The 22,197-nt window shown below is 66.2% G+C and carries 18 protein-coding genes; 4 read left to right on the top strand and 14 right to left on the bottom strand.

Annotated features, from left to right (window positions below):
* Positions 1-2: 2 nt before the first annotated feature.
* The 5 genes from ACFQZZ_RS06915 to ACFQZZ_RS06935 all read right to left on the bottom strand — a co-directional run bounded on the left by ACFQZZ_RS06915 (position 3) and on the right by ACFQZZ_RS06935 (position 6,628).
* Entirely contained in the window at positions 3-1,811 is a 1,809-nt protein-coding gene (locus tag ACFQZZ_RS06915) for a class I adenylate-forming enzyme family protein (protein WP_378675550.1), read from the bottom strand.
* 25 nt (positions 1,812-1,836) lie between these two features.
* Positions 1,837-3,018 (bottom strand): thiolase family protein, encoded by a 1,182-nt coding sequence (locus ACFQZZ_RS06920; RefSeq protein WP_378675552.1) that lies wholly within the window; start codon positions 3,016-3,018, stop codon positions 1,837-1,839.
* Positions 3,019-3,035: 17 nt separating this feature from the next.
* Positions 3,036-4,067: an LLM class F420-dependent oxidoreductase gene (locus ACFQZZ_RS06925; protein WP_378675555.1), complete on the bottom strand. Its 1,032-nt coding sequence runs from the start codon at positions 4,065-4,067 to the stop codon at positions 3,036-3,038.
* 6 nt (positions 4,068-4,073) lie between these two features.
* Positions 4,074-5,543, bottom strand: a complete 1,470-nt coding sequence (locus tag ACFQZZ_RS06930; RefSeq protein ID WP_378675557.1) for a carotenoid oxygenase family protein — start codon at positions 5,541-5,543, stop codon at positions 4,074-4,076.
* A gap of 128 nt (positions 5,544-5,671) precedes the next feature.
* Complete coding sequence (locus ACFQZZ_RS06935) at positions 5,672-6,628, bottom strand: winged helix-turn-helix transcriptional regulator (protein ID WP_378675560.1); 957 nt, start codon at positions 6,626-6,628, stop codon at positions 5,672-5,674.
* A gap of 255 nt (positions 6,629-6,883) precedes the next feature.
* Here ACFQZZ_RS06935 and ACFQZZ_RS06940 point away from each other — a divergent pair, with 255 nt between their 5' ends.
* On the top strand, positions 6,884-8,098 hold the full coding sequence (locus ACFQZZ_RS06940; protein WP_378675562.1) for an acetyl-CoA acetyltransferase: 1,215 nt from the start codon (positions 6,884-6,886) through the stop codon (positions 8,096-8,098).
* Between the two features lie 33 nt (positions 8,099-8,131).
* On the opposite strand, the gene ACFQZZ_RS06945 is transcribed toward ACFQZZ_RS06940, so the two are convergent.
* Positions 8,132-9,403: a hypothetical protein gene (locus ACFQZZ_RS06945; RefSeq protein ID WP_378675565.1), complete on the bottom strand. Its 1,272-nt coding sequence runs from the start codon at positions 9,401-9,403 to the stop codon at positions 8,132-8,134.
* A gap of 263 nt (positions 9,404-9,666) precedes the next feature.
* On the opposite strand from ACFQZZ_RS06945, the gene ACFQZZ_RS06950 reads away from it, so the two are divergent.
* Entirely contained in the window at positions 9,667-10,020 is a 354-nt protein-coding gene (locus ACFQZZ_RS06950; RefSeq protein ID WP_378675567.1) for an MmcQ/YjbR family DNA-binding protein, read from the top strand.
* Between the two features lie 43 nt (positions 10,021-10,063).
* Here ACFQZZ_RS06950 and ACFQZZ_RS06955 read toward each other — a convergent pair whose 3' ends face one another.
* Entirely contained in the window at positions 10,064-10,576 is a 513-nt protein-coding gene (locus ACFQZZ_RS06955; protein ID WP_378675570.1) for a winged helix-turn-helix transcriptional regulator, read from the bottom strand.
* 87 nt (positions 10,577-10,663) lie between these two features.
* Between ACFQZZ_RS06955 and ACFQZZ_RS06960 the strand changes: the two genes are divergently transcribed.
* Positions 10,664-11,086, top strand: a complete 423-nt coding sequence (locus ACFQZZ_RS06960; RefSeq protein ID WP_378675572.1) for a nuclear transport factor 2 family protein — start codon at positions 10,664-10,666, stop codon at positions 11,084-11,086.
* Positions 11,087-11,150: 64 nt separating this feature from the next.
* Here ACFQZZ_RS06960 and ACFQZZ_RS06965 read toward each other — a convergent pair whose 3' ends face one another.
* From ACFQZZ_RS06965 to yajC, 6 genes are all read right to left on the bottom strand, one after another.
* Positions 11,151-12,740 carry an ABC-F family ATP-binding cassette domain-containing protein gene (locus ACFQZZ_RS06965; protein WP_378675574.1) on the bottom strand — a complete coding sequence of 530 codons (1,590 nt, stop codon included), beginning with the start codon at positions 12,738-12,740 and terminating at the stop codon, positions 11,151-11,153.
* A gap of 423 nt (positions 12,741-13,163) precedes the next feature.
* Complete coding sequence (locus ACFQZZ_RS06970; protein WP_378676447.1) at positions 13,164-13,736, bottom strand: adenine phosphoribosyltransferase; 573 nt, start codon at positions 13,734-13,736, stop codon at positions 13,164-13,166.
* A gap of 37 nt (positions 13,737-13,773) precedes the next feature.
* Entirely contained in the window at positions 13,774-15,513 is a 1,740-nt protein-coding gene (locus ACFQZZ_RS06975) for an ABC transporter substrate-binding protein (RefSeq protein ID WP_378675577.1), read from the bottom strand.
* A gap of 22 nt (positions 15,514-15,535) precedes the next feature.
* The gene (secF, locus tag ACFQZZ_RS06980) at positions 15,536-16,741 is read right to left on the bottom strand and encodes a protein translocase subunit SecF (RefSeq protein WP_378675580.1); all 1,206 of its coding nucleotides are present in this window, start codon (positions 16,739-16,741) and stop codon (positions 15,536-15,538) included.
* Positions 16,738-18,432, bottom strand: a complete 1,695-nt coding sequence (secD, locus tag ACFQZZ_RS06985; protein ID WP_378675583.1) for a protein translocase subunit SecD — start codon at positions 18,430-18,432, stop codon at positions 16,738-16,740. The genes secF and secD overlap by 4 nt, the downstream gene beginning before the upstream one ends.
* A gap of 128 nt (positions 18,433-18,560) precedes the next feature.
* Positions 18,561-18,923, bottom strand: coding sequence for a preprotein translocase subunit YajC (gene yajC / locus ACFQZZ_RS06990; protein ID WP_378675586.1), 363 nt, complete (start codon positions 18,921-18,923; stop codon positions 18,561-18,563).
* A gap of 350 nt (positions 18,924-19,273) precedes the next feature.
* Between yajC and ACFQZZ_RS06995 the strand changes: the two genes are divergently transcribed.
* Positions 19,274-20,620, top strand: a complete 1,347-nt coding sequence (locus ACFQZZ_RS06995) for a hypothetical protein (protein ID WP_378675589.1) — start codon at positions 19,274-19,276, stop codon at positions 20,618-20,620.
* A 64-nt stretch (positions 20,621-20,684) separates the two neighbouring features.
* Here the strand turns inward: ACFQZZ_RS06995 and ACFQZZ_RS07000 are convergent, their stop codons facing one another.
* Positions 20,685-22,175, bottom strand: a complete 1,491-nt coding sequence (locus ACFQZZ_RS07000) for a flavin-containing monooxygenase (RefSeq protein WP_378675592.1) — start codon at positions 22,173-22,175, stop codon at positions 20,685-20,687.
* Positions 22,176-22,197 lie beyond the last annotated feature (22 nt).

Below are 22,197 nucleotides of genomic sequence, written 5' to 3' on the forward strand. Positions count from 1 at the left end.
GGTCAACCTTCGGTGTCGAGGAGCTCGGCGCGCAGGTCGCGACGCATCAACTTGCCGACCGGGTTGCGCGGCAGTTGGGCGGCGAGCACAAGGCGTTCGGGAAGTTTGAACGAGGCCACCTCCGCGGCGCGGAGATGATCGGTCAGGTCCTGCAGTGTCACCGCCGATCCTGGCGCGGAAACAACCACAGCGCAACACTTTTCGCCCATCACCTCGTCCGGGTAGCCGATGATCGCGACATCGGCGACGAACGGATGATCGATCAGTAGCCCTTCGATTTCGGCGGGAGCGATATTCATGCCGCCGCGAATGATGATCTCCTTCACGCGATCCACGAACTTGAAGTACCTGCCGCCTGCCCCGCAGAGCTCGAAAACATCACCGCTGCACAGGAACCCGTCCGCATCGAAGGGGCTGGAACTCGCGGTGCCAGGCAGATAGCCGCCGAAAACCGTCGGCCCCTTCAGTCGCAACTCCCCTTGGCTGCCGACATCGGTGACCACTTCCCCGGTGTGCGTATCGACCAGGCGAACGGATGTGCTGGCACTCAATCGCGTCGCCCAGGTCCGGCTCGTTGTGCTGTAGTTGGGCAGGTGCTGCGCTCGCACCGTCGGGTCGGGGATATCGCCTGGCGCACCCATCAGGCATACGCCTTCGTTGGAGCCGAAGAAGTTCAGCACCTCGATACCGAACTTCTGCTGCCACTCCCGGACCACGCCCGGCGGCAACGGCGCGCCTCCGGAGCCGACGCGACGCAGCGACGACAGGTCGGCGGCCGCACGCAGGTCGGCGCGCTGCAGCAACATCGTGAGCAGGGCGGGCGGCATGCTGGTGTGGGTGACCCGGTGTGCCCGAATCTGCCGCAGGAAGACCGGCAGGTCGAGCGGCTGATGCTGCACGAGATGTCCGCCACCCAGCAGCCACGGCAGGAATGCGGCGGCAAAGCCCGCCATGTTCACCATCGGGAACGGGTTGAGGATCACCGACTCCTCGGTCGTTTCCAAACCGTCCTGCGGACCCCAGCCGATGGCGAGCCAGTCGGCGTGGCAGCGCGGTACGCCCTTCGGCGCGGACTCGGTGCCACTGGTCCAGCAGATGGTCACCCGGTCATTGATGGTGACGTGCAGACCCGCGACGTATTCGCGCAGGCGGTCGAGAGTTTCCGACGGGACAGCGGCCGGGCGCAGTACCCGAGTACCCGCGGCCGATAGCGCACGGCCGGTTTCCTGCGAGTGCGCGCCCCAGGCTTGCGCATCCGAGACCGGCGCGTCGGCCGCAGATGACGCGAAGGTGAAGACAGTCCGCAGAGTGGTGGAATCGTGTGCGAGCGCGACCATCTCGCGTGCCAGCGCCCGATTGTGCAGAGTCTCGACGGTGATGATGGCTGTCGCAGCGGAGGCGCGGGCAATGCCCGAGATCTCGTGCCTGCGATACGACACCGGCATCGGCGTAGCGACGGCGCCGAGCCGCCATAACGCCAGGTACGTCGCTACCAGGTCGACCGAATTCGGAAGCAGTACCGCGACCACATCCCCTTGCCGGATGCCGTAGTCGAACAGTGCGGCCGCGGTGCGTTCGATCCGATCATGCAGTCCGCGCCAGGTCAATTCGCTCGGATCGGCGCCGGTCAGGTCCCGAAGGTTGGCCGGGTCGGTGACCGCCACGGCATCCGGTCGCTGTTGCACCCATTGGTCGAAGACGTCGAGCAGGGTCTCGGGCTGCCACCATCCGCGCTCCAGATAGTCGCGGACCTGTTCGGCCGGATGGCAGGTAATCACCGAACGGCGGTCGAGTGGCTGTGGATCGGACATGAGATCCCTTCCGAGAGTTGATGAATCAGAGTCGCCGCACGACGACGGCGGACGCGAGCCCGAGTGCGGCGGGAATGGTCAGCAACGCGTACTCACCATCGATCAGCGTCAGTTGGTCGAGGGCGGTCACGAGGAGGTTGCCGCCGGTTGCGCCGAGCGGGTGGCCGACGGCGAGCGCGCCGCCGCACGGATTGACGTGATCCGGGTCAACGTCGAGCTCCCTGGTCAGCAAGATCGGTGTCACCGCGAAGGATTCGTTGACCTCGATCACGTCGAGGTCCGCGGCGGTGATCCCGGCGCGATGCAGGGCGAGGCGGGCCGCGGCGGCCGGAGCCGTGAGAAGTGGTGAGCGAACTGCCGCCTGGGCGGTGCCGACGATCCGGGCGATCGGGTCGCGGCCGAGAACGGCTGCGGCGCTTCGGCTGCCGATCACGGCCGCGGACGCACCGTCGGCGAGCTGCGGCGCGGTGGCCAGCGTGTGCAGGCCGTCGGCCGGGCGCGGCTGCCCCGGCAGCCGGCGCGCCACCCGTTGCCACGCTGGATCATCACCGAACAACGCTGGCAGCGAGCCGAATTCGTCGATCGTCGCGTTCGAGCGAACCCCCTCGTCGGCATCCAACAGCACCCGGTCGCCCTTGCGCACCCGAATCACCGAGGCCGAGCTCGGCGCACCGGCGGCACGCCGATGCGAGCGGACCGCGTAGGCATCGAGATCGGCGCGGCCGATGCCGTGCGCGGCGGCAGTGAGATCCGCCGAGACACCGATCGTGACGAACCCGGTGCGTTCGCCGAGGTCCGGATCGATCGCAATGGGCGGCCGGTCCGCAAGCATCGGCACCCGGGACATCGACTCGACACCACCCGCGACGATCACCTCGGCGAAACCCGCGCTGATTCGAGCAGCGGCGCCCTCTATCGCGTCGAGCCCCGAACAGCACAGCCGTGACACCACGCCACCCGGCACCGCGTCGGGCCAGCCAGCCCATAGCGCGGCCGCCCTGGCGAGATCACCACCGTGCTCACCGGTGACAGTGCTGATCCCGACGATGATGTCATCGACAGATCCCACCGGAAGGGAACGTAATTCGAGCGCCGTCAACAGCTGACCGAACAGCTCGTAAGGCGGCACATCGGCCAACGTCCCCCCGGCTCTGCGCACCCGTGCGCGGGGGATTCGGACAGCGTCGTAGATGTAAGCGTCAGTCATGGTCCAGAACCCCGGTTTCACTCATGGCCGAGCCGCGCAAGCATCTCGAGTGTCCGGATACCAGCCGGGTCGTCGGTAGCAGTGGCGGGGACGGCAACGATCTCGTCGGCGCCCGCGCTGCGGTATTCCGCGAGTCTGGATTTCACAGTTGCTTCGTCGCCGAACATTCCGATCGTGGCCGCGAGCGCGTCGGGAACAGCAGCCAGCACTTCGCGCGGATGCGCCCCGGAGCGGGCCAGCGCGACGACTTCGGAATATCCAGCCTCGCTGAACATGTCGGCATACCCGGGTGCGGCCAGGTAACCGACTATTCCGCGCCTGAGGGTAGCGAGCAGCTCGACCGTGGGGTCAGCAGCCGCGGTCACCCAGACCGCGATCCGCGGACATGGCCGTCCCGCCCGCTCGGCTACCCCACGCACGATTTGCGCACACCGCGCGACCTGTTCGGGGGTAACGAGGTTGAGCACGACTCGGTCGGCAACCCTTGCGGCACAGTCCAATGCGCGTGCACCGAACGCCGCGATGGTGATCGACGAACCAGGAGCGGGCAGCCGCAGCCGGTAGCCGCGGGTGCGCTCGACGACACCGAGGTAGTCGACTTTGCCGCCATCGAGCAGGCCACGCAGAATCCGCGCGGTATCTTCCAGATGTGCCGCAGTGCGCCGACGTTCACGTCCGTGCCAGTCTCCGACCACCACCGTGCTGGAGGCGCCGATCGCGACATCGACACGTCTACCGGTCAGCGCCGCGACGCTGGCCACGCCGATCGCGATCGTGGCCGGGGTGCGAATATCGACCGCGAGCGGCCCGACACACAGGTCGATGTCCCGAGTTCGTGACCCGATGGCGGTGGCCAGCGCGAAGGCGTCGAAAGTCGCCATCTCCCCGATCCACAGCTGATCGAAGCCGAGCTTGTCGGCCGCGTCGGCTACGGCCATGGTCTCGAGCGGATCCCGGTCCTGCCAGTACGGCAAGCTGACGCTCAGCCGTGCGGTCCTCGGGAATTCCGCCGACGCAGCTGTACCCGGACTCGTCTGTCCGCTGCTCATCTGTGCTCAGGACTCTTCGACGGAATCATCTGCCGCCGAACGCATCCGCTCGCCGCTCACCCACGTGGCGTGGAACCCGAGCGGTACCCGGGCGGGAATTCCGATGCGGCAGACCGGGCCCGCGCCGAGGTCGGCGGCGTCGTAGATCCACACCTCGGACTTTTGCGTGTCGGTATTGAAGGCGAACATGGTCAACCAGGCGTCGTCCTCGGCGGTCGCATCGGGTCGCGGGACGACGGTCAATTCGCTGCCCGCGATGCCGGGGCCGAACGGCTGCGTCTGCTTGGCGCCGGTGACCACGTCGTACTTGATGACCGCGTCGAAAAGCATGGTGTGGTCGACCGATAGGCGCATCTGATACGACCAGCGCCCGTGCCGACCGGTGCGGCCCTGATCGATGGCCGGGAACTCGGTGTTGACGTCATCCATCGGCTCCTCGGTCGTCGCGCCGGTGCGCAGATCGAACCGGTACCGATGCAGCGTCGCCTCGGGGCGCAGGTAGGCAAGCAACTGGGCGATCGGGTTGGCGCGGTCGGTGACGGGGCTCGGCTTGGACACCCGGCAGGCCACCATGACAATCTCCTCGCCCTCCTCCCACGCGTTGACCGTGTGATAGATGTAGCCGGGCGCCGCCTCGAACCAGCGCACCTCTGCGCCATCGCCGTAGCGCGGCAGCACGGCGAAACGGCTCGGCAGCTCGCGATCGAAGTACAGTTTGAATCTGCCCGCGGCCGCCGCGCGCGGATCGTTGTAGAGCGGCAGATCCATCAGGATCGAGTAATTCTCGGTGATCGCCATGTCGTGTGGCAGGCGCGGGCCGGGCAGATCGATGCCGGTGAAATGGGTGATGGTGCCCGACGGGTCGGCCACTCCGTAGCGCAGGTGCGGTGCGTGGATCCCGTAGTCGAAGAAGATGAACTCCTCGGTCCGCTCGTCGACCTTCGCGTGAGCCGAAACCTCGCAGGTGAGGGTGGCGTTGAAGGTGTCGATGCCCTTGGTTTCCAGGGTGATCGGGTCGAGTGCGTAGGGCTTGCCCGCGCGGTACCAGGTGGCGAGCAGGTTGCCGTGATGAAACACCACATCGGTGTTCGCGGCGTTGCGTTCGCGTCGATCGCCTGCCGGGTTGCCGTCCCACGGCTCGATCACACCGCGCCAGAGCGCGGTTCCCGCGGCCCGCTCCGCTTCGAACTCCGCGGTGCGGACATACCTGTTCCGGTAGGTGGCGCGGCCGTTCTCGAAGTGGACTGCGTGCAGCATGCCGTCGCCGTCGAACCAGTGGTAGCGGCCGATCGGCGCGAACTGCGGGTTCGGGCCGTTACGGACGTACACGCCGTCCAGGTCCTTCGGGATCGCGCCGTGCAGCACCGTGAGGTCGGTAGCGGTGATCTCATCCGGCTGCGGTGCGTAGGGGCCCTCCAGGTACGGGTTGGTCAGTGCCGCGGCGGCGGGTGCCACGAGTTCTTCGTTCAGGGACATCGAATGCTCCTCGAATGCTGGAGTGCGGCGCGCCGGACCGGAAGGGTCGATTCGGGACCTCAGTACATTTATTGAAGTGATACAGGTCGCAATCGAGGACTGTCAAGGGCACGCAAGGCACCGGGGCGTCAGGTCAGACGGTCGAGCAGCGTCCGCGGAATCGGCTCGAAATGCACGGCCGTGCGTTCGAGTCGGGCGTCGCAGCCGCGGCACCGCAGCGCGGGCACGAGCACGGCGCCGCACTCACGGTGCCGGATACGCAGACCGGGTTCCGATGCGTCCGGATACGCGGTAGCAGCCCAGGACAGCAGAAACGCATAGAAAGGGAAAAGCGCCCTGCCGCGCGGCGTGAGCCGATACTCGCGGCCGACACCAGCCTCCGGCCGAACCAGGATGCCTGCCGCGCACAACCGGGTCAGCCGGTCGGTCAGCGTGGTCGGCGAGATATCCACGGCGGCACGGAAATCGCTGAACCGACGGGTGCCCGCCAGCGCAAGCCCGGTCACCACCGCGCTCCAGCGGTCGCCGATCGCCGCCATCACCTCGACGAACTGCATCTCCACCCCGCGCGGTGAAGCATCCAATACTTTGCTGGAACGACGCCGACCGCTCGAGGCAACCGACCAGACAGCCTCGGCGTGCATCTCGACTTCCGTCTCGTGTGCGGTCACCGTCCGCCCGCAGCCCCGGCACATGACCACCGTCGGGCCGCGGTGGCCGCAGGCCTCGTGCAGCAGATCCGGCTGCAACGCGCCCTCGGCGGTCCATTCGCGCTGCCAACCCCACAGGCAGACCAGGATCTCCCAGGTCGCCAGGCCGAGTTCCGTGAGCCGATACTCGTGCCGGTCCGCGGATTGCGGTTGCGGCACCTTGATCAGTACGCCCGCATCGACAAGGGAATTCAACCGGGCGGCGAGCATCGCAGGCGGTGCGCCGGTGCGCTCCAGCCACTGGTTATAGCGGCGCGAGCGATGCAGGAAAGCGTTGCGCAGAATCATCAGGGTGAGCCGGTCGCCGAGCAGGTCGAAGGTGGCCGCGACCGGATTGACCGACTCGCTGCCCGGTACCGACACCACTTCGGTCACCGTCTCCGTCCGCCTCTCGCGCTCTGCCGGTCCGAGCCCTCGGACAAGGCGAATGTCCAGCCGCCGCATACCGGTCGGCTCCGCCATGTCGGACCTACCCGGGTATGGGCGGCCGCGACAGCGGCAGTCAATCACAACCGGGCGATGCGGACTCACTCTGAGCCCCGGCGCTCGCAGCCCTCAGGTCTTGCCTTCTCGAGACTCACGGTGTACTTCATTAACTGTACTCAATTCTCCGCAAGGTGGTGACCACTGATGAACTCGTCTCCGGTTTGGATTGCGGGCGGCAATCAGTCCGACTTCGCTCGCAACATCACCAAGGAGGGCGGCGACATCGGCACCCTGATGGCCGAAACCGTCGAAGGTACCTTCCGCGACACCGGGATCGACCCCGAGCTCGTCGATGTGATCCACATCGGCAATGCGTTCGGCCAATTATTCACCGGCCAAGGACATCTCGGCGCCATGCCGGCGACGATCGCCGATCGACTATGGGGCGTACCCGCCACCCGGCACGAAGGTGCCTGTGCCTCAGGATCTCTCGCTATCCTGGCCGCCATGGCCGACCTCGAATCCGGTCGGTACGATTGCGCGCTTGTCGTCGGCATCGAGCTGGAGAAGACGGTACCGGGCGATATCGGAGCCAGGCATATGGGCGCGGCGGCCTGGGTCGGTCACGAGGGCGAGCACGCAAAGTTCATGTGGCCCTATATGTTCAGTGAAATTGCCGATGCCTACGACCGGCGCTACGGCCTCGCCGACGAACACCTGTGGGCCATCGCGGAACTCAACGCCCGCAACGCCCGCGCCAACCCCAATGCGCAAACCCGCGGCTGGGACTACGGCCCGACCAGCTTCACCGACGACCCGCTCGCCAACCCCCTCGTCGAAGGCCGACTGCGCAAAGTCGATTGCGGCCCGATGACCGATGGCTGCGCCGCGGTAATCCTGGTGAGCCAACGATTCCTCGATCGCAACCCCACCACGCCCGCGCCATCCCGAATCCTCGGCTGGGGCCATCGCACCGTCGGCCTCGGGCTCGCCGAGAAGCTCCGCCGCAGCAGCGACGACTACCTACTCCCCCACGTCAACGCCACCATCATCGACGCATTCACCCGCGCGGGCATCACCACCGTCGACGATCTCGACCTCATCGAAACCCATGACTGCTTCACCATCAGCGAATACCTCGCCATCGACCACTTCGGCATCACCCCACCCGGCGAAAGCTGGCGCGCCATCGAAGACGGCGAGCTGGAAACCAGCGGCCGAATCCCCATGAACCCCAGCGGCGGCCTGCTCGGTGGCGGCCACCCCGTCGGCGCCACCGGCGTCCGCATGCTGCTCGACTGCCACCGCCAAGTCACCGGTCGCGCGACCGCCAACCAGATCCCCGACGCCCGCAGAGCCGCCACCCTCAACTTCGGCGGCAGCACAACAACGACGGTCAGCTTCGTCATCGGCGCCTGAGCGCCCACGCGAACCGCGCCTGCACACCCGTCCTCAGCTGGGCGAATAGCGCAGGGAACGCCAGGTTTCGATAGCCCAGTTCATCTCCGCGTCGGGGACGCTGATGGTGACAAGCAGTAGTTCGCCGTTGCGGTGGCTCGCGATGCCTTGGACACCGGCTTCGTCGGTTTCGCTGGAGGGCAACCACCAGCCGTCGCCGGGGCCGCCGAACACCGGCTCGCCGCGGTGGCCTTCGGTCGCGTTCGCGCCGTATTGCAGCATGGCCGCGGGTGGCGGACCGGTCTTCTCGTCGTCGACCCGGAGCACAGTGATGTCGATTTGGCGCTCGCCGTCCCATGCCCACCAGCGATCACCGTCCCAGCCGTAGGTGAAATCGCCTGGTATGCGCAGACTCCAGCCCGGCAGCAGTGAGGTGAACACCGGGCGGCGGCGATACCCGGGACGGGCGCCGAAGTCGCGAGTGGCGCGTTCATCCAGGTCTGCGGGTGCACCGTCGACGACCGGTTCCAGCATGCCGAGCAGTCCACGCAGCTCGTGCCAGGCCGCCCACGGCAGTTCGAGCGCAGGGTCGAGCCGACTCGCCTCGCCGAGCAGGGTGTCGGCCTGACGCAACGCGGGCGCGTCGTCCTCGTCCGACGGCACACGCCAGCGCACGTCGTTCCACATGATGCCGAGCGAGGTGTCACGGAAAGTCCGTGCCGTCCAGCCGTCCTCCCACCAGGGGAAGAACCGGATAGCCGCGGCTTCGTCACCAGCGGCGACGGCTCGGAACCAGTCGACGTCGCGCGGCCCGAGCCAGGTCGCGGCCAGACCCTCGTAGTCGAATTGGTCACTGCCGAGGGACAACCCGAGCGACACCACGTTGCCTTCGGCCGGCACCTCAGTCAGCACGGTGTGCGCAAGCGTTCGAATCCACACCAGATAATCCCGCTCTACTTCCGCACGATTGTCGGCAAGCCCGAGCGGGTCCTCGGTCCCCTCGTCCCACACGATGTCGAACTCCCTGGCCATCTCGTGCAGGACGGCGGCGACATGCCGGTGATAGCCGGGTCCGGCAGGCGCGCACCCCGCGGTCACCACGACCTGACCATGAGCCGCGCGCAGATCGACCGGCTCGGCCGCGGGATGCAACACGGCGAGCAGTTGGTCGCCGGACACTTCGACCGAATTGCGGAACGGCGCCGATGTCGAGGTCCAGTCGATCCGCGCACCGGCAGGACCGGTCCGCAACCACTGTTCGACCTGCTGCAGAAAGTCTTCAGCGGGCTCGCGGTACACCCCCGCGACGTTCAGCTCGATTCCCATGGATACATCCTTGTGTCCGCGGTCCAACGCCGAAAGTCGGGACACAACGTGTGTCCCGACCGGTGAGGTCGGGAGACACCATCCTTCTCGGACGTCCCCGACTCACATTTGTACAGCGTGAGCGTTGGTTCCCGCGTCATCCGGGCTTGTTTCATCCACACAGATGTGTGAGTCGGCGCCTTCCCGTCGGCGGACACTGATAACCGGGGCTCGTGTGTGCCGCGACAGCGCTGACGATTGGAAGACGCGCCTACACTCCGACCATGGGTCCGTTGATGCGGATACGGGCGATTTGCCTGGATTTTCCGGAAAGCAGTGAGCGACTCAGCCACGGCTTCCCCAACTTCTTCGTGCGCACCAAGACCGTGTTCACGATGTATTCCGAGAATGCCTACCGCGAGCAGGGGGCCACGATCTGGTGTCCGGCCCCCGACGGCGTACAGGCCGAACTGGTCGATGCCGAACCCGAACGTTTCTTCGTACCACCGTATGTCGGCCACCGCGGCTGGATCGGCGTCCGCCTCGATGTAGACCCCGACTGGACCGAGATCGCCGAAATCATCCGCGACGCCTACCGCAAGGTCGCCCCGAAAAAGCTCTCAGCACAACTGGACTGAGCGCGAACGGGACCTGCCACGGCAAACGTCGAGACGCCCGCTGTCATGTCCCGCTCGGCGAGGAGGGTGGCTGGATGTAGTCGCCGATGAGCATGGTGCCGGGGGCGCGGTGGGCGCCGGGGCCGTGGAGCCAGTGGACGTTGTCGGCGGTGAGGGGGGATCCGCAGTGGCGGCAGGTCACTACACCGGCGGTTGTTCGGCCGCAGTCGCGGTGCACTACCAGGGCGGGTGGGCCTTCGGTGGCCAGCCACTTGTCCCCCCAGGTGATGAGCATGGTCAGGACCGGGTACAGGTCGCGGCCCTGCTCGGTGAGCAGGTACTCGTGGCGGACCGGATTGGATTGGTAGGCCCGGGTTTCGACGATGCCGTGCTGCTGCAGCGCTTCCAGCCGGGCGGTGAGCACGTTGGTGGCGATGCCGAGGTCGCGGCGGATGTCTTCGAATCGGTTCAACCCGACGAACAGGTCGCGCAGGATCAGCGGCGTCCACCGCTCGCCGACCACGTCGAGGGTGCGCGCGATCGAGCAGACAATGTCGGACATGGCAGCCTTGGGCACCCAGCCATCGTAGTCCATTGCTTTTTACAAGTGACTGTGGATAGATTCGCTTCGACCGCACACAGCGCAGGAGAGGTGATCGAGGCCATGACGGATGCAGTGTCCCAATTCCGCAAAGCAACAGAGTCCGCCGACATCGACGCATTGATGGATACCCTCGCCCCCGACGCCGAGCTGGCGTCCCCGGTCTCCGGCCGGCTGGTGTTCCGCGGGCTCGACGATCTTCGGATCTTGTTGTCCGCGGTGTACAGCGGTGTGTCCGCGATGCGGTGGACCGATCAGATCGGCGACGGCCCGCGCCGAGTCCTCTTGGGAGAGGCAACAATCGGGCCGTTTCGGATGACCGAAGCAATGGTCATCGAGCTGGCCGAGGACGGCCGTATCCGTAGGCTGAACCCGCATGTCCGACCGTGGCTCGCGCTCACCTTCCTCGCCGTCAAGCTCGGACCCCGACTGATCCCGCACCTCGACGTGATGCGGCGAGCTCGCGCGCAGCCGCACACCCCCTGATGCACCGCACCCACATGGCAATGCGGGTGCGGCACACCGAGGGATGTGCGGTACCGCGAACGCATTAGCGGACCAAGGTCTCGACCAGGCCGTCGGCGGTGAGCTCCGCGCGCCGGGTCACCCCGATGTCATCGAGAAACCGCGGGTCGTGGCTCACCACGATCAGCGCTCCCTCGAAACTCGCGAGAGCCTGGGCCAGGTGTTCCAGGCTTGGCAGGTCGAGATTATTGGTCGGCTCGTCGAGCAGCAGTAGCTTCGGCGCCGGGTCGGCCAGCAACAGCATGGCCAGCGCCGCACGCAAGCGTTCACCGCCGGACAAGGCCGCGGCGGCGACGTCGGCATCGGTACCACGGAACAGGAACCGCGCCAGCTGAGCTCGGATCCGCTCCGCCGATGCGTGCGGCGCTGCCGCCGCCACGTTCTCGAATACCGAACGCTGCTCGTCGAAGACATCCAGGCGTTGCGGCAGCATCCGCCACGGAACCTTCGGCGATGCCGCGGCGATCCGGTGCAGCAGCGTAGTTTTGCCCACGCCGTTGCGGCCGGTCAGCGCGATGCGCTCCGGGCCGGTCACCCGCAGCGACACCGTTGGCCCACAAGCCAACTCGACCTCGTCCAGGGCGATCACGTCCTGCCCCGGATACAACCGCGTGTCGGGCAGGTCGACGCGGATCTCCCGATCGTCGCGCAACAACTCTTGCGCCTGCTGGAGCTGTTCCTTTGCGGTATCGACCTTTTCGATGTGGTTGTTGCGCAACTTGCCCGCCGACACCTGCGCTTGCCGTTTCCGTTCGCTCATCACGATTTTCGGTTCGCGCTTGTTGTCCCACATCTTCTGCCCATAGCGCAGTCGACGATCCAGTTTGATCCTCGCCTCCACGAGTTCGCGTGCCTGCTTGCGCACATCGCTGCGCGCATCGCGGATCGCCGCCCGCGCGGACTCCTGCTCGCCTTCGATGATCCGCTCGTACTCGCTGAAATTGCCGCCGAACAATCGCAATTCGCCCTGCCGTAGCTCGACGATCGAGGTCATCCGGTCCAGTAGCTCACGATCGTGGCTGACCGTGAGCACCGTGCCGGAGAACTGCGCGACCACCGCGTAAAGCCGTTCCCTGGCAACATGATCCAGGTTGTTGGTCGGCTCGTCCAGCAACAGCACATCGGGATCGCGCAGCAACTGCGCCACCAGTCCGAGCAGCACCGTCTCGCCGCCGGAAAGGGTTTCCAGTCGGCGATCGAGCTGCTCGGTCGAATCGGCCAGATAGTGCAGACCAAGCCGACCGAGCAGCGCGACGGCGCTCTCCTCGACGTCCCACTGGCCGCCGACGATGTCGAAGTCCGCGTCCTCGGCGATACCGGATTCGATGCGGTGCAACGCTTTCCGGGTGTCGGCAATGCCGAGCACCTCGTCCACGCGTTGCCCGTCACCGAGACCGAGATCCTGCCGCAGATAACCGAACCGGCCGGAGACCGTGACCGAGCCGCGTGCCGGGAGCAGTTCACCCGCGATCAGCCGCAGCAGCGTCGATTTGCCCACTCCGTTGCTGCCGACCAGCCCGAGGTGGCCGGGACCGAGCACGGCGTCGAGCCCGTCGAATACGGGCGTGCCATCCGGCCACGTGAAAGTGAGATCGGAAATAGAAAGATTGGTCATGTGTACCCCTGAGGTCGCAACGGAACGCGACGCGCGAGACGCGGGTCGCCCGAGTGGCTACCTCATGAGAGCAACGGCATGACTCCGATCAACGGGAACAAGGCTCGTCCAGGTTAGACAAAACTGCCCCGATTGCGCCAGTGATATTTGGATCACACCGTTTCCGCGGGTCCCGCCGTGCCCATCACCCTCCGGCGGCACCGGGCCGACATCCGTGACGCCTACCGCCGCGGGGCATCATCGATGGACTGCTCGGCGGCGTCGACACCCGAATTCGGCGTTCACCATCCGGACGCAAAAGGAAACCGCGAACCATCAGCTCGGAAGGCTGATGATCCGCGGCAATCTCCCGCCCCGTGCCGGGAGCAACACCATGACTGAATTCTTTGCGAGCAGATCTAAGGAACCCGCTCGCGCGAACCGCTAGACGCGAACCACCGAGGTCAGCGGGTAGTCGCCCTGACGCTCACGTCCGCCGAGGAAGCTCAGCTCCAGGACAACCGCGGCGGCGACAACTTCGGCGCCCGCCTCGGCGAAGAGCGCCGCGGCGGCGGAGAGGGTGCCGCCGGTGGCTAGGACATCGTCGAGGAGCAGGACGCGCTTGCCCTTCAGATCGATGCCGTCGGCGGGGATCTCCAGGGCCGCGGTGCCGTATTCGAGGCTGTATTCGCGGGTGATCACGGGCGGGGGCAGCTTGCCTGCCTTGCGGACCGCGAGGACGCCGGTGCCGAGAGTGGCCGCGACGCCCGCGCCGATGATGAAGCCGCGGGCATCGACGCCCGCGACAAGGTCGGCCTCCGGTGCGCAGTCCGCGAGGCAGTCGATGACGGCGCGGAACCCTTCCGGGTCGGCAAATACCGGGCTCAGATCAGCGAAACGAACTCCAGGAGTGGGAAAATCGTCGCGCCACCGGGTAAGACGCTCGACCAACTCGGCAGCCTTGGTGGTCCGCTCGGTTGCCAGATCGTCTGATTCGACCGCCGCGTGCTTGCTCATCGACACCTCTCCATGGTCCATCACCCACAACACCTTGTCACCGCTTCAACACCCAGCGGTCCATGTTCCAGCCGGTCCCGCCCTGTGTGGGGCCGGCGATGCCGTTCCGCAGACCGTTGCCGAAGGCGATGGTGCGGGGATTGGCGAACAGGGGGACGCTCGGCATCTCCGACCACAGCAGGTTTTCGGCCTCGGTCAGCAGATTCAGCGTTGTGGTCGAGTTGTCGTCGGCCGCAAGCTGATCGGTGATCGCATCGTATCGCCCGTTACCGAAGCGACCGAAATTGAGCCCGCTACCTGTGCGCAACGCGCTGGTCGCCGCGATTGCGGCCAGTGATCCGGCCGGACCCGGCGTCGAAGCGGTGCTCGCGAGGACGGCGTCGACCTTGCCCTCGGTGAGCTGGGATGGCGTGAAATCGGCGGAACCGGCGTCGACGACAGTGATGCCCGCGGTTTTGCACGCTTCGGCGATCATTGCCACGGTCTGCGTTCGCCGCTCGTCGGGCTGCAGGTAGCCGATGCGAATGGTGGGGTTGACGGTGCGGGCGGCGGCCAGCGCCGCAGTGGCGGCGGGGACATCGGCGCCGCGATACCTGTCGGCCGCACCGGTGGCCGCCGGGTAATACAGCGAGTCCTGCTGCACGATACGGGAATTCAGCGGCCCGGTACCGAGGCCGGTCTTCGGTGCATCCTTCGCCTTGCCGAGTTTGTCGAACAGTGCCTGCCTCGGCACACAGAGGGCGAACGCGCGACGCGCGTCGACCGAACCGAATACTCCCCCGGTCGCGAGCACCAACTGCTCGGCACCGCGGCCCGGCACGTTGTGCACCGAAAAGCCGTCCAGGTTCAGGTCTTTCACCGATCCGGCACCGACATCGACCACGCCGACGGCGTTGTCGGAGACCTTGGCCTTCAAGTCGACGGTCTTGGGCCACACCACGATGCGCCCCGTCTCGGCCTTGTTGCCCCACCACCGCTCGTTCGAGACGAGAACCAAACCGTCTTTGGCAGAATAGGATTCGATCCGGTAGGGCCCGGACGACGGGAACCTGGACAGGTCGAGGCCGCCCGAACCCATGGTCCAGCCGCTGTTCCAGAAGTCGGCCAGCCGCTGGATCCCGCTGGGATCACCGGTTTGCAAAGCCGACACCACGTTCGGCACGTTGGCCACCCGCGCCGCGACGTGCGCGGGCATCAGCTCACCGGCGGCGAACAGGGTGCGCCACGGCAGGAAATGCCGGTCGGGCCGGAACACCACGGTGGCGTCCTTGGAACCGGGCTGGCAGTCCACCCGCTCGATGTCGGCGTACCCGGCGCTGCTGGCCGCGTCGAACATCGGAGCACCGGGTTTGGTGAACCGGCCGCTGCGTGCGGCCCAGGCCAGCACCAGGTCGTCGCACGAGGTGGGCACCCCGTCGGAGTACACGCCGTCCGGGTTGAGCCGGTACTGAATCGTCTGCGCCTCGCCGGGCACCTCTTTCGCGGTACCCGCATCGGTGTCGGCGACCTGCTGGCCGTCCGGTCCGGTGTAAAAGAACCCCGTCAACACCCGCCCGAACACAGCGGCCGAGCCGCTACTCGCGCCGAGCGTGCTGCCACCGTTGTAGCTGGCGATCACGGAATCGACGGCGTAGCCGATGGACGGTACCTGGTTCTGACCGGAGCACCCGGCGACGAGCCCAGCCGCCAACGTGCCCGCCGCCAACGCTCCGATCAGACGTGTCGCTAGCGACTGCTTGCAGGTCGCTCGAAACAACGCAGCTTGCGACTGTCGCATGGAACGAAACCCCTGCCTGTTGTCAGTTCCTACGGTGCCGTTTCCCGCTCGGGCGGGCACCCGGACGTGGTGTCTGCGAAGCTTCCCGTTGGCGGTTGTTCACGCCCTGCCGGCCGGTTGCCGCCACAGCGCGACGCTCCGCCTCGGCACTGGCGCGCGCGCTCGCCGCCCCGGACCGCTTGGCCAACACCTTCTTGGTATGCGCCGCCACCGGTCCCCAGCGCTCCTTGATCGATACCAACAGCGGTACCGCGAAGAAGATGGAGGAGTAAGCGCCGACGATCATGCCGACCAACTGGACCAGCGCGAGGTCCTTCAAGGTGCCGACCCCGAGCAGCCACACCGCGATCACGAGCATGCCGATGATCGGCAGGATGCCGATGATCGTGGTGTTGATCGAGCGCATCAGGGTCTGGTTCGCCGCGAGGTTCGCTTGTTCGGCATACGTGCGTTTGTTCAGATGCAGTACGCCGCGCGTGTTCTCTTCGACCTTGTCGAAGACGACCACGTTGTCGTAGAGCACATAGCCGAGGATGGTCAGCAGACCGATCACCGCGGCGGGGGTCACCTCGAAGCCGACCAGCGAGTAGACGCCCGCGGTGACGATCATGTTGAAGAACAGCGAGCCGATCGCCGAGATGGACATGTCACGTTCGAACCGGATCGCGATGTAGATCATGGTCAAAGCGACGAACACGACGAGCGCGATCAGCGCCTTCTTGGTGATCTGGCCGCCCCAGGTCTCGCTGATCTCGGCGACGCTGATCGCGTTGCGGCTCGGGTTGCCGCTGGAGTCCTTCGACTGGAAGGCGTCGAACAGGGCGGTCTGCAATGCGTCGGTCTGGCTCGCGTTCAGCGTGTCGGACCGGAGCTGGATCGTCGCCGCCGCCCCCGACCCGACGCGTTGCACCGACACCGGATCATGGCCGAGCGTCTTGGCATAGACGTCTTCCACCTGTTCGTTGCTCACGTTCGCCGCCGCGGGCAGCTGGATGCGCGAGCCGCCCGCGAAATCGATCCCGAGGGTGAATCCGCGAACAACGATGCTCAGCAACGAGATCAAGACGAACGCCGCGGTCAGGCTGTAATAGAACTTCCGGCGCCCGACGATCTCGAAACCACCGGTACCGGTGTAGAGGCGCTCGAAAATGCTGTGATGGGGCGCGGATGCCTGGTTGTCCAGCTCGTCGGCGAACGCCGGCTCCAGGGTCGGGCTCGAGTTGTTCATCGTGACGACTCCTTCACCAGGACGCTGTCGGCCGCCCTGCGTTCCCTGGCTACCTGCTGGATCGCGCCGAGCCCGTTGACGGATGGCTTCGCCCAGAACGATGACCGCGACGCCAGCATCATCAGCGGCGCCGTGACGAGGTACAGCACGATCACATCGAGGACGGTGGTGACACCGAGCGTGAACGCGAAGCCCCTGACCTGCCCGGCAGCGAGCAAGTAGAGCACCGCGGAGGCGATGAGGCTCACCGTCTTACCCGACAGGTTCGTGCGCTGGGCCCTGGCCCAGCCGCGCGGCACCGCGGACCGGAAGCTGCGGCCTTCCCGCATCTCGTCCTTGATACGTTCGAAGAACACCACGAAGGAGTCGGCGGTCAGACCGATACCGATGATCAGACCGGCGATACCGGCCAGGTCCAGCGTGAAGCCGATCCATCGGCCGAGCAGCACGATGATGCCGTACACCGCGACACCCGAGGCAAGCAGCGAGAATCCGGCGAGGAAGCCGAGCATTCGGTAGTACGCCAGGCAGTACAGGAGCACCACCGCCAGTCCGATCGCGCCGGCAAGCAGACCAGCCCGCAATGACGACAGGCCCAGCGTCGCCGACACCGTCTCCGCCTCCGAGGTCTGGAACGACAGTGGCAGCGAACCGTACTTGAGCGTGTTCGCGAGTTCCTTCGCGCTGCTGGCGGTGAAGCTGCCGCTGATGGTGGTGCGACCACCCTGCTGCGGTCCCGCCTGCACGACCGGCGCGCTGACAACCTTCGAGTCGAGCACGAAAGCGACTCGCTTGTAGAGGTATTCGCCGGTGAGCGTAGCCCACGCGTCGCTACCGCCGGACTTGAACTCGAGATTGACCTCGTGCCTGGCCTGCTGCGTGTTCAAGCCCGCGGTAGCGTCCTTGATCTCCTGACCGTCGATACGGCTCTTGTCGAGCAGTAACACCTCGGTGCCGTCTTGCGAGCAGGTCACCAGCGGCAGGTTCGGGTCGTCGTTACCGGCAAGCGGGTCGGACTTGCTGCAGTCCATCGCCGCCATCGCGGCTTGCTGGACGGCCGGGTCGGTGCTCTGCCGGACGGCCTTGGCCGCGGCGATCTCCTGCTGCGCCTGTTGCTGGGCCGTGCCGGTGGGCGGGGCGGACGGGGTAGGCGGGGCGGTGGGCGCCTGCGCTGGGAAGACCCTCGGCTGGGGCGTGGGCGCCTCCTCCATGGCGGGTGGTGCCTCGGTGCTGGGCGGCGCCAAGGGCGTCGCGCCGGGGAGCGGCTGCGCTCCGGGCGTCGGCTGCTGAGGCGTCACGCCCTGGCCCGCCACCGGCGTGGCCTGCAACACCGGACGGATGTAGAGCTTGGCCGTCGTCGCCAGCGCGCGCGCCTGCTGCCCGTCGTCACCCGGCACGGTGATCACCAGGTTGTCACCATCGATGACGACCTCGGAGCCGGAGACACCGAGGCCGTTCACTCGATTCTCGATGATCGCCTGTGCCTGTTTCAGGCTGTCCTGGCTCGGCTTGCTGCCGTCGGGGGTCCGGGCGGTCAACGTGACCCGGGTACCACCCTGTAGGTCGATGCCGAGCTTCGGCGTCGGGGCCTTGTCACCGGTGAAGAACACCAGCGCAAAGATCACACCCAGCAGCGCGGCGTAGACGCCGAGCAGCCGGAGCGGATGCGCCGATCCCTGGGAAGGTGGCACAGTACGTCATCTCCTAGGCGGGAAGTCGAGGGTGGAACAGGCGGGCACGCACCAGCGGCGCCGGGTACCCGGAAGCGTGCCCGCGGGCATCATCCGGCGCGCGGGCTCACCGATAACCGGTAGGCCGGTCAGTCCTTGGTCAGCCGGGTCTCGGTCTGGTCCGCGGACTCTTCGACAGCCTCGGTCGCGGCCTCGTCGGTCGCGGCCTCGTCGGTCACGGTCTCGTCCGTGGTCGCGTCCTCGGTACGCACCTCGCGGATGGCCTGGCGCAGCCACGTGGTAACGACCTCTTCGGCAATCTCGAGATCGACGGTGATGTCGTCGAGATCGACCACGGTGCCGTACAGCCCCGACGTGGTGGTGACCTGATCGCCGACCTTCAGGCTGTCCTGCATCTCGGCGACCTTCTGCGCCTCACGCTTCTGGCGGCGAGACATCAGGAACATCGGCACGAACAGGGCTAGCAGCAGGAGCGGAAACAGAAGTTCCATCGTCGAAGTCAGTCCCTAGTCTGTGGGTGGGGGTGGACAAGTATCTCAACAGTCTGCCAGCTCGTGTCATCACTGCCACACCGGCACACCCTTGACGTCCCGATTCGCGCTCCGGCCGGTAATTCGGCGGGCCGCTGCTCGGTTGCCGGGCAACGGAGACGAACCAGTCGGCATCAAACTTCTCGTCGAAAGCGCAAGGTAGATGAATCTTGTTGCGTTACAGTTAATCTCGCAGGAAATTCACCTTACAGGACGTCCCGCCTGCGCTGCCGGGAGCCTGTCTTCGCACGAACTCATCGCTTTACCGAGCCCGTGGATCGGGACGTTCTGTGCATTCAGAAAGAAGGACGATGATGAAGCAAGAAGCCAGAATCGACGTCAAGACACTTTTCCAGAAGGCAGCCGGTGACCTGTCCGCGCCGGAGCTGTACGAATTGGCCAGGATCGCCGAATCCGGCCCCTGGTTCGGCATGCCCGCCGCCAGAACCAACGGGGCCGCCCGCCAACCGAACTTCGAATGGCCGCTGGTCTCCGAGCATCCCTACCTGGGCAAACACGGAAAAGGTACGGCGGCGGTCCATCTCGCGGACGGTCACGACCGGCTGGTCCGCCCGCTGATTTTCGCCGACGGATTCAGCTACGGCGCCAGCGACCTCGATGGCCTGTGGAACTGGTTCAACGAGCCCTATTCGGACGCGGGCGAGCGCCTTTTCGACCAGTTGCTGGCGGCGGGCATCGATATCGTGCTGCTCGGCTTCGACACCAGGCACGACTATGTGCAGGTCAACGCGGGTGTGGCGCGGGCTTGCATGGCCAAGGTCATCGCCGAGCGGCAGGGCAACGCGCCGCTGATCACCGGCGGTGTCAGCATGGGCGGCTTGATCACCCGCTATGCGCTCGCCGCCATGGAGCGCGACGGCGACGACCACCAGACCGAGACGTATCTGTCGTGGGACTCACCGCACAACGGCGCGTGGATTCCGCTGATCCTGCAGCAAATGGCCTACTTCTTCGAATTCTTCGAGGCCCTCACACCGGGAAAGCCGAGTAAGGCCGATCTCATCCGCAGCCCCGCGGCACAGCAGCTGCTGTGGGCCTGGGTCGACGACTCGCGGTATTCGGGTCCGGTCGCGACCGCCTCGCCGCTGCGTGCCCAGTTCCTGCAGGAACTGGCCGACCTCGGCGGATTCCCGCAGCGACCGGTCCGGCTCGGCGTCGCCAATGGCCGCGCCGACGGCGCCGGGCTCGGCCTGACGCCCGGCGAAGTCGTCTTCGACAAGAAGTTCCTCGGCGGCCTGGTCGGCAGCGCGACGGCGCGCTTCCAACCGGACTATGGCACCGAACAGCCGATCGGCGGGATGCATCTGGGATTGACCACGCGTACATCGACGACCACTGAGGTCGCGCCCTTCGACGGAGCTCCCGGCGGCACCCTCGATTCCTTCGGTCAGATCGCCACCACGCTGGGTATCGAGCTGGACGAGTCCAAGCGCTGGAGCTGTTTCGTCCCGTCGGTGAGCGCGGTCGCGCTGAAATTCGACCCGGTCACCTGGCCGGTGCGGCTCGACAAGGACCTGCGAGAGGTGACGCAGGAACAGACCGCGCTCACCGAGTTCTGTTGCAACGATGCCAATTCGGAGCACTCCGTGGTGACTCCGACGCTCGCGGAATGGGTCCTGCGAAAGATCGCCAAGTAGCGGATACCGGGCGAGCCCCGCGGCCGGAGTCCTCGGCCGCGGGGCTCGCGCAACGGGGCGCTTGTTACGCGGACTTGCCGTAGCTGTAGTCGTCCAGCGGGAACGTGACCGCCTCGCGGTGGGCATTGAGGGTGCTGGTCGGACGCAGCAGCGCGGCCTCGCCGTGCTGGTTGAAGTAGTAGCTGCGTGCGGTCGAGCAGTCGCCGCCGTAGAACACCGAGGAGCCGAGCTTTTCGGTCACCCGGTCCAGGAAGTGCGCGTTGGCCCGCTCGGTCACCTCGAAGGTTGTCTCGCCACGACGGAATGTTTCCTTCAGCAGCCTGCCCATGTGCTTCATCTGCGCCTCGATGGTGGTGAAGTACGACAGGCCGCTGTAGGAGTACGGGCTGTTGAGGCTGATGAAGTTCGGGAACTTGGGCACGGTGATGCCCTCGTAGGCCTGGAAACGGTTGTCGCGCCAGAACTTTCCGAGGTCGAGGCCCTCGCGGCCGATGATCTCGATAGCCGGGAAGTTCACGTCCCACAGGTTGAAGCCGGTGGCCAGGATCAGGGTATCGATCTCGGTCTTGTGTCCGTCGACGGTCACGATGCCGTCGGCCTCGACGTGATCGATGGAGTTCGTCTCGAGGCGCACGTTCGGCCGGTTGAAGGTCCTGAAGTACTGATTGGAGAAGGTCGGACGCTTGCAGCCGAAGTCGTAGTGCGGGGTCAGCTGCTTGCGGGTTTTCTTGTCGCGCACCTGCGCCCGCAGATGCGCCTTCGCCAGCACGCCCGCGGCCTTGTTCAGCGGCTTGGCCTGCTTGAAATGCAGCACGCCGACCACCATCAGCGCCTCCAGCATGCCGGTGTTCACCAACCTGGCGGCCTTCTGGGTGGCGGGCACGCGCGCGAACAGCTTCTGCACCGGGCCGGGGATCGCGGTATCGACCTTCGGCACCACCCAGATCGGGGTGCGCTGGAAGACGGTGAGTTCCTCGACCTTCTTGGCGGCCTCGGGCACCAGCTGCACAGCGGTGGCGCCGGTGCCGATGATCGCGGCCTTGCGACCGGTGAGGTCGAAGTCGTCCTCCCACGCGGTGGTGTGGATGATCTTTCCGGCGAAAGAGTCGATGCCAGGGAACGGCGGGGTGTAGGGCTGGGAGAGAAAGCCGGTGGCGGTGAGAAGGTAACGGCCGGTGATGGTTTCACCACCTGCGACGGAAATCACCCAGTACTGGTGCTCTTCGTCCCAGCGGGCGCCGTCGACCACGGTGCCGAAACGCATCCGACGGCGCAGGCCGTACTTGTCGGCGATGAACTCGGCGTACTTCTTGAGCTCCTTGCCCGGCGCGAACAGTCGCGTCCAATACGGATTGGGCTCGAAGGAGTACGAGTAGGTCACCGAGGCGATGTCGACCGCCAGACCCGGGTAGTGATTGACGTGCCAGGTGCCGCCGAGATCGTCTTCGCGTTCCAGGATGACGAAATTGCTCAAACCGAGCCGGTCGAGCTCGATGCCCGCACCCATTCCGCCGAAACCCGCACCGACAACGACCGCATCGAACTGAGGCGCCACGTCGAACCTCCTGCTGAGTGAA

Source organism: Nocardia sp. GCM10030253 (assembly GCF_042675075.1).
Taxonomy (GTDB): Bacteria; Actinomycetota; Actinomycetes; order Mycobacteriales; family Mycobacteriaceae; genus Nocardia.

What these genes read in the sequence shown, in the direction of transcription:
- ACFQZZ_RS06915 (WP_378675550.1), bottom strand. Translation starts at nt 1,811, where the DNA reads ATGTCCGATCCACAGCCACTCGACCGCCGTTCGGTGATTACCTGCCAT.
- ACFQZZ_RS06920 (WP_378675552.1), bottom strand. Translation starts at nt 3,018, where the DNA reads ATGACTGACGCTTACATCTACGACGCTGTCCGAATCCCCCGCGCACGG.
- ACFQZZ_RS06925 (WP_378675555.1), bottom strand. Translation starts at nt 4,067, where the DNA reads ATGAGCAGCGGACAGACGAGTCCGGGTACAGCTGCGTCGGCGGAATTC.
- ACFQZZ_RS06930 (WP_378675557.1), bottom strand. Translation starts at nt 5,543, where the DNA reads ATGTCCCTGAACGAAGAACTCGTGGCACCCGCCGCCGCGGCACTGACC.
- ACFQZZ_RS06940 (WP_378675562.1), top strand. Translation starts at nt 6,884, where the DNA reads ATGAACTCGTCTCCGGTTTGGATTGCGGGCGGCAATCAGTCCGACTTC.
- ACFQZZ_RS06945 (WP_378675565.1), bottom strand. Translation starts at nt 9,403, where the DNA reads ATGGGAATCGAGCTGAACGTCGCGGGGGTGTACCGCGAGCCCGCTGAA.
- ACFQZZ_RS06950 (WP_378675567.1), top strand. Translation starts at nt 9,667, where the DNA reads ATGGGTCCGTTGATGCGGATACGGGCGATTTGCCTGGATTTTCCGGAA.
- ACFQZZ_RS06960 (WP_378675572.1), top strand. Translation starts at nt 10,664, where the DNA reads ATGACGGATGCAGTGTCCCAATTCCGCAAAGCAACAGAGTCCGCCGAC.
- ACFQZZ_RS06965 (WP_378675574.1), bottom strand. Translation starts at nt 12,740, where the DNA reads ATGACCAATCTTTCTATTTCCGATCTCACTTTCACGTGGCCGGATGGC.
- ACFQZZ_RS06970 (WP_378676447.1), bottom strand. Translation starts at nt 13,736, where the DNA reads ATGAGCAAGCACGCGGCGGTCGAATCAGACGATCTGGCAACCGAGCGG.
- ACFQZZ_RS06975 (WP_378675577.1), bottom strand. Translation starts at nt 15,513, where the DNA reads ATGCGACAGTCGCAAGCTGCGTTGTTTCGAGCGACCTGCAAGCAGTCG.
- secF (WP_378675580.1), bottom strand. Translation starts at nt 16,741, where the DNA reads ATGAACAACTCGAGCCCGACCCTGGAGCCGGCGTTCGCCGACGAGCTG.
- yajC (WP_378675586.1), bottom strand. Translation starts at nt 18,923, where the DNA reads ATGGAACTTCTGTTTCCGCTCCTGCTGCTAGCCCTGTTCGTGCCGATG.
- ACFQZZ_RS06995 (WP_378675589.1), top strand. Translation starts at nt 19,274, where the DNA reads ATGATGAAGCAAGAAGCCAGAATCGACGTCAAGACACTTTTCCAGAAG.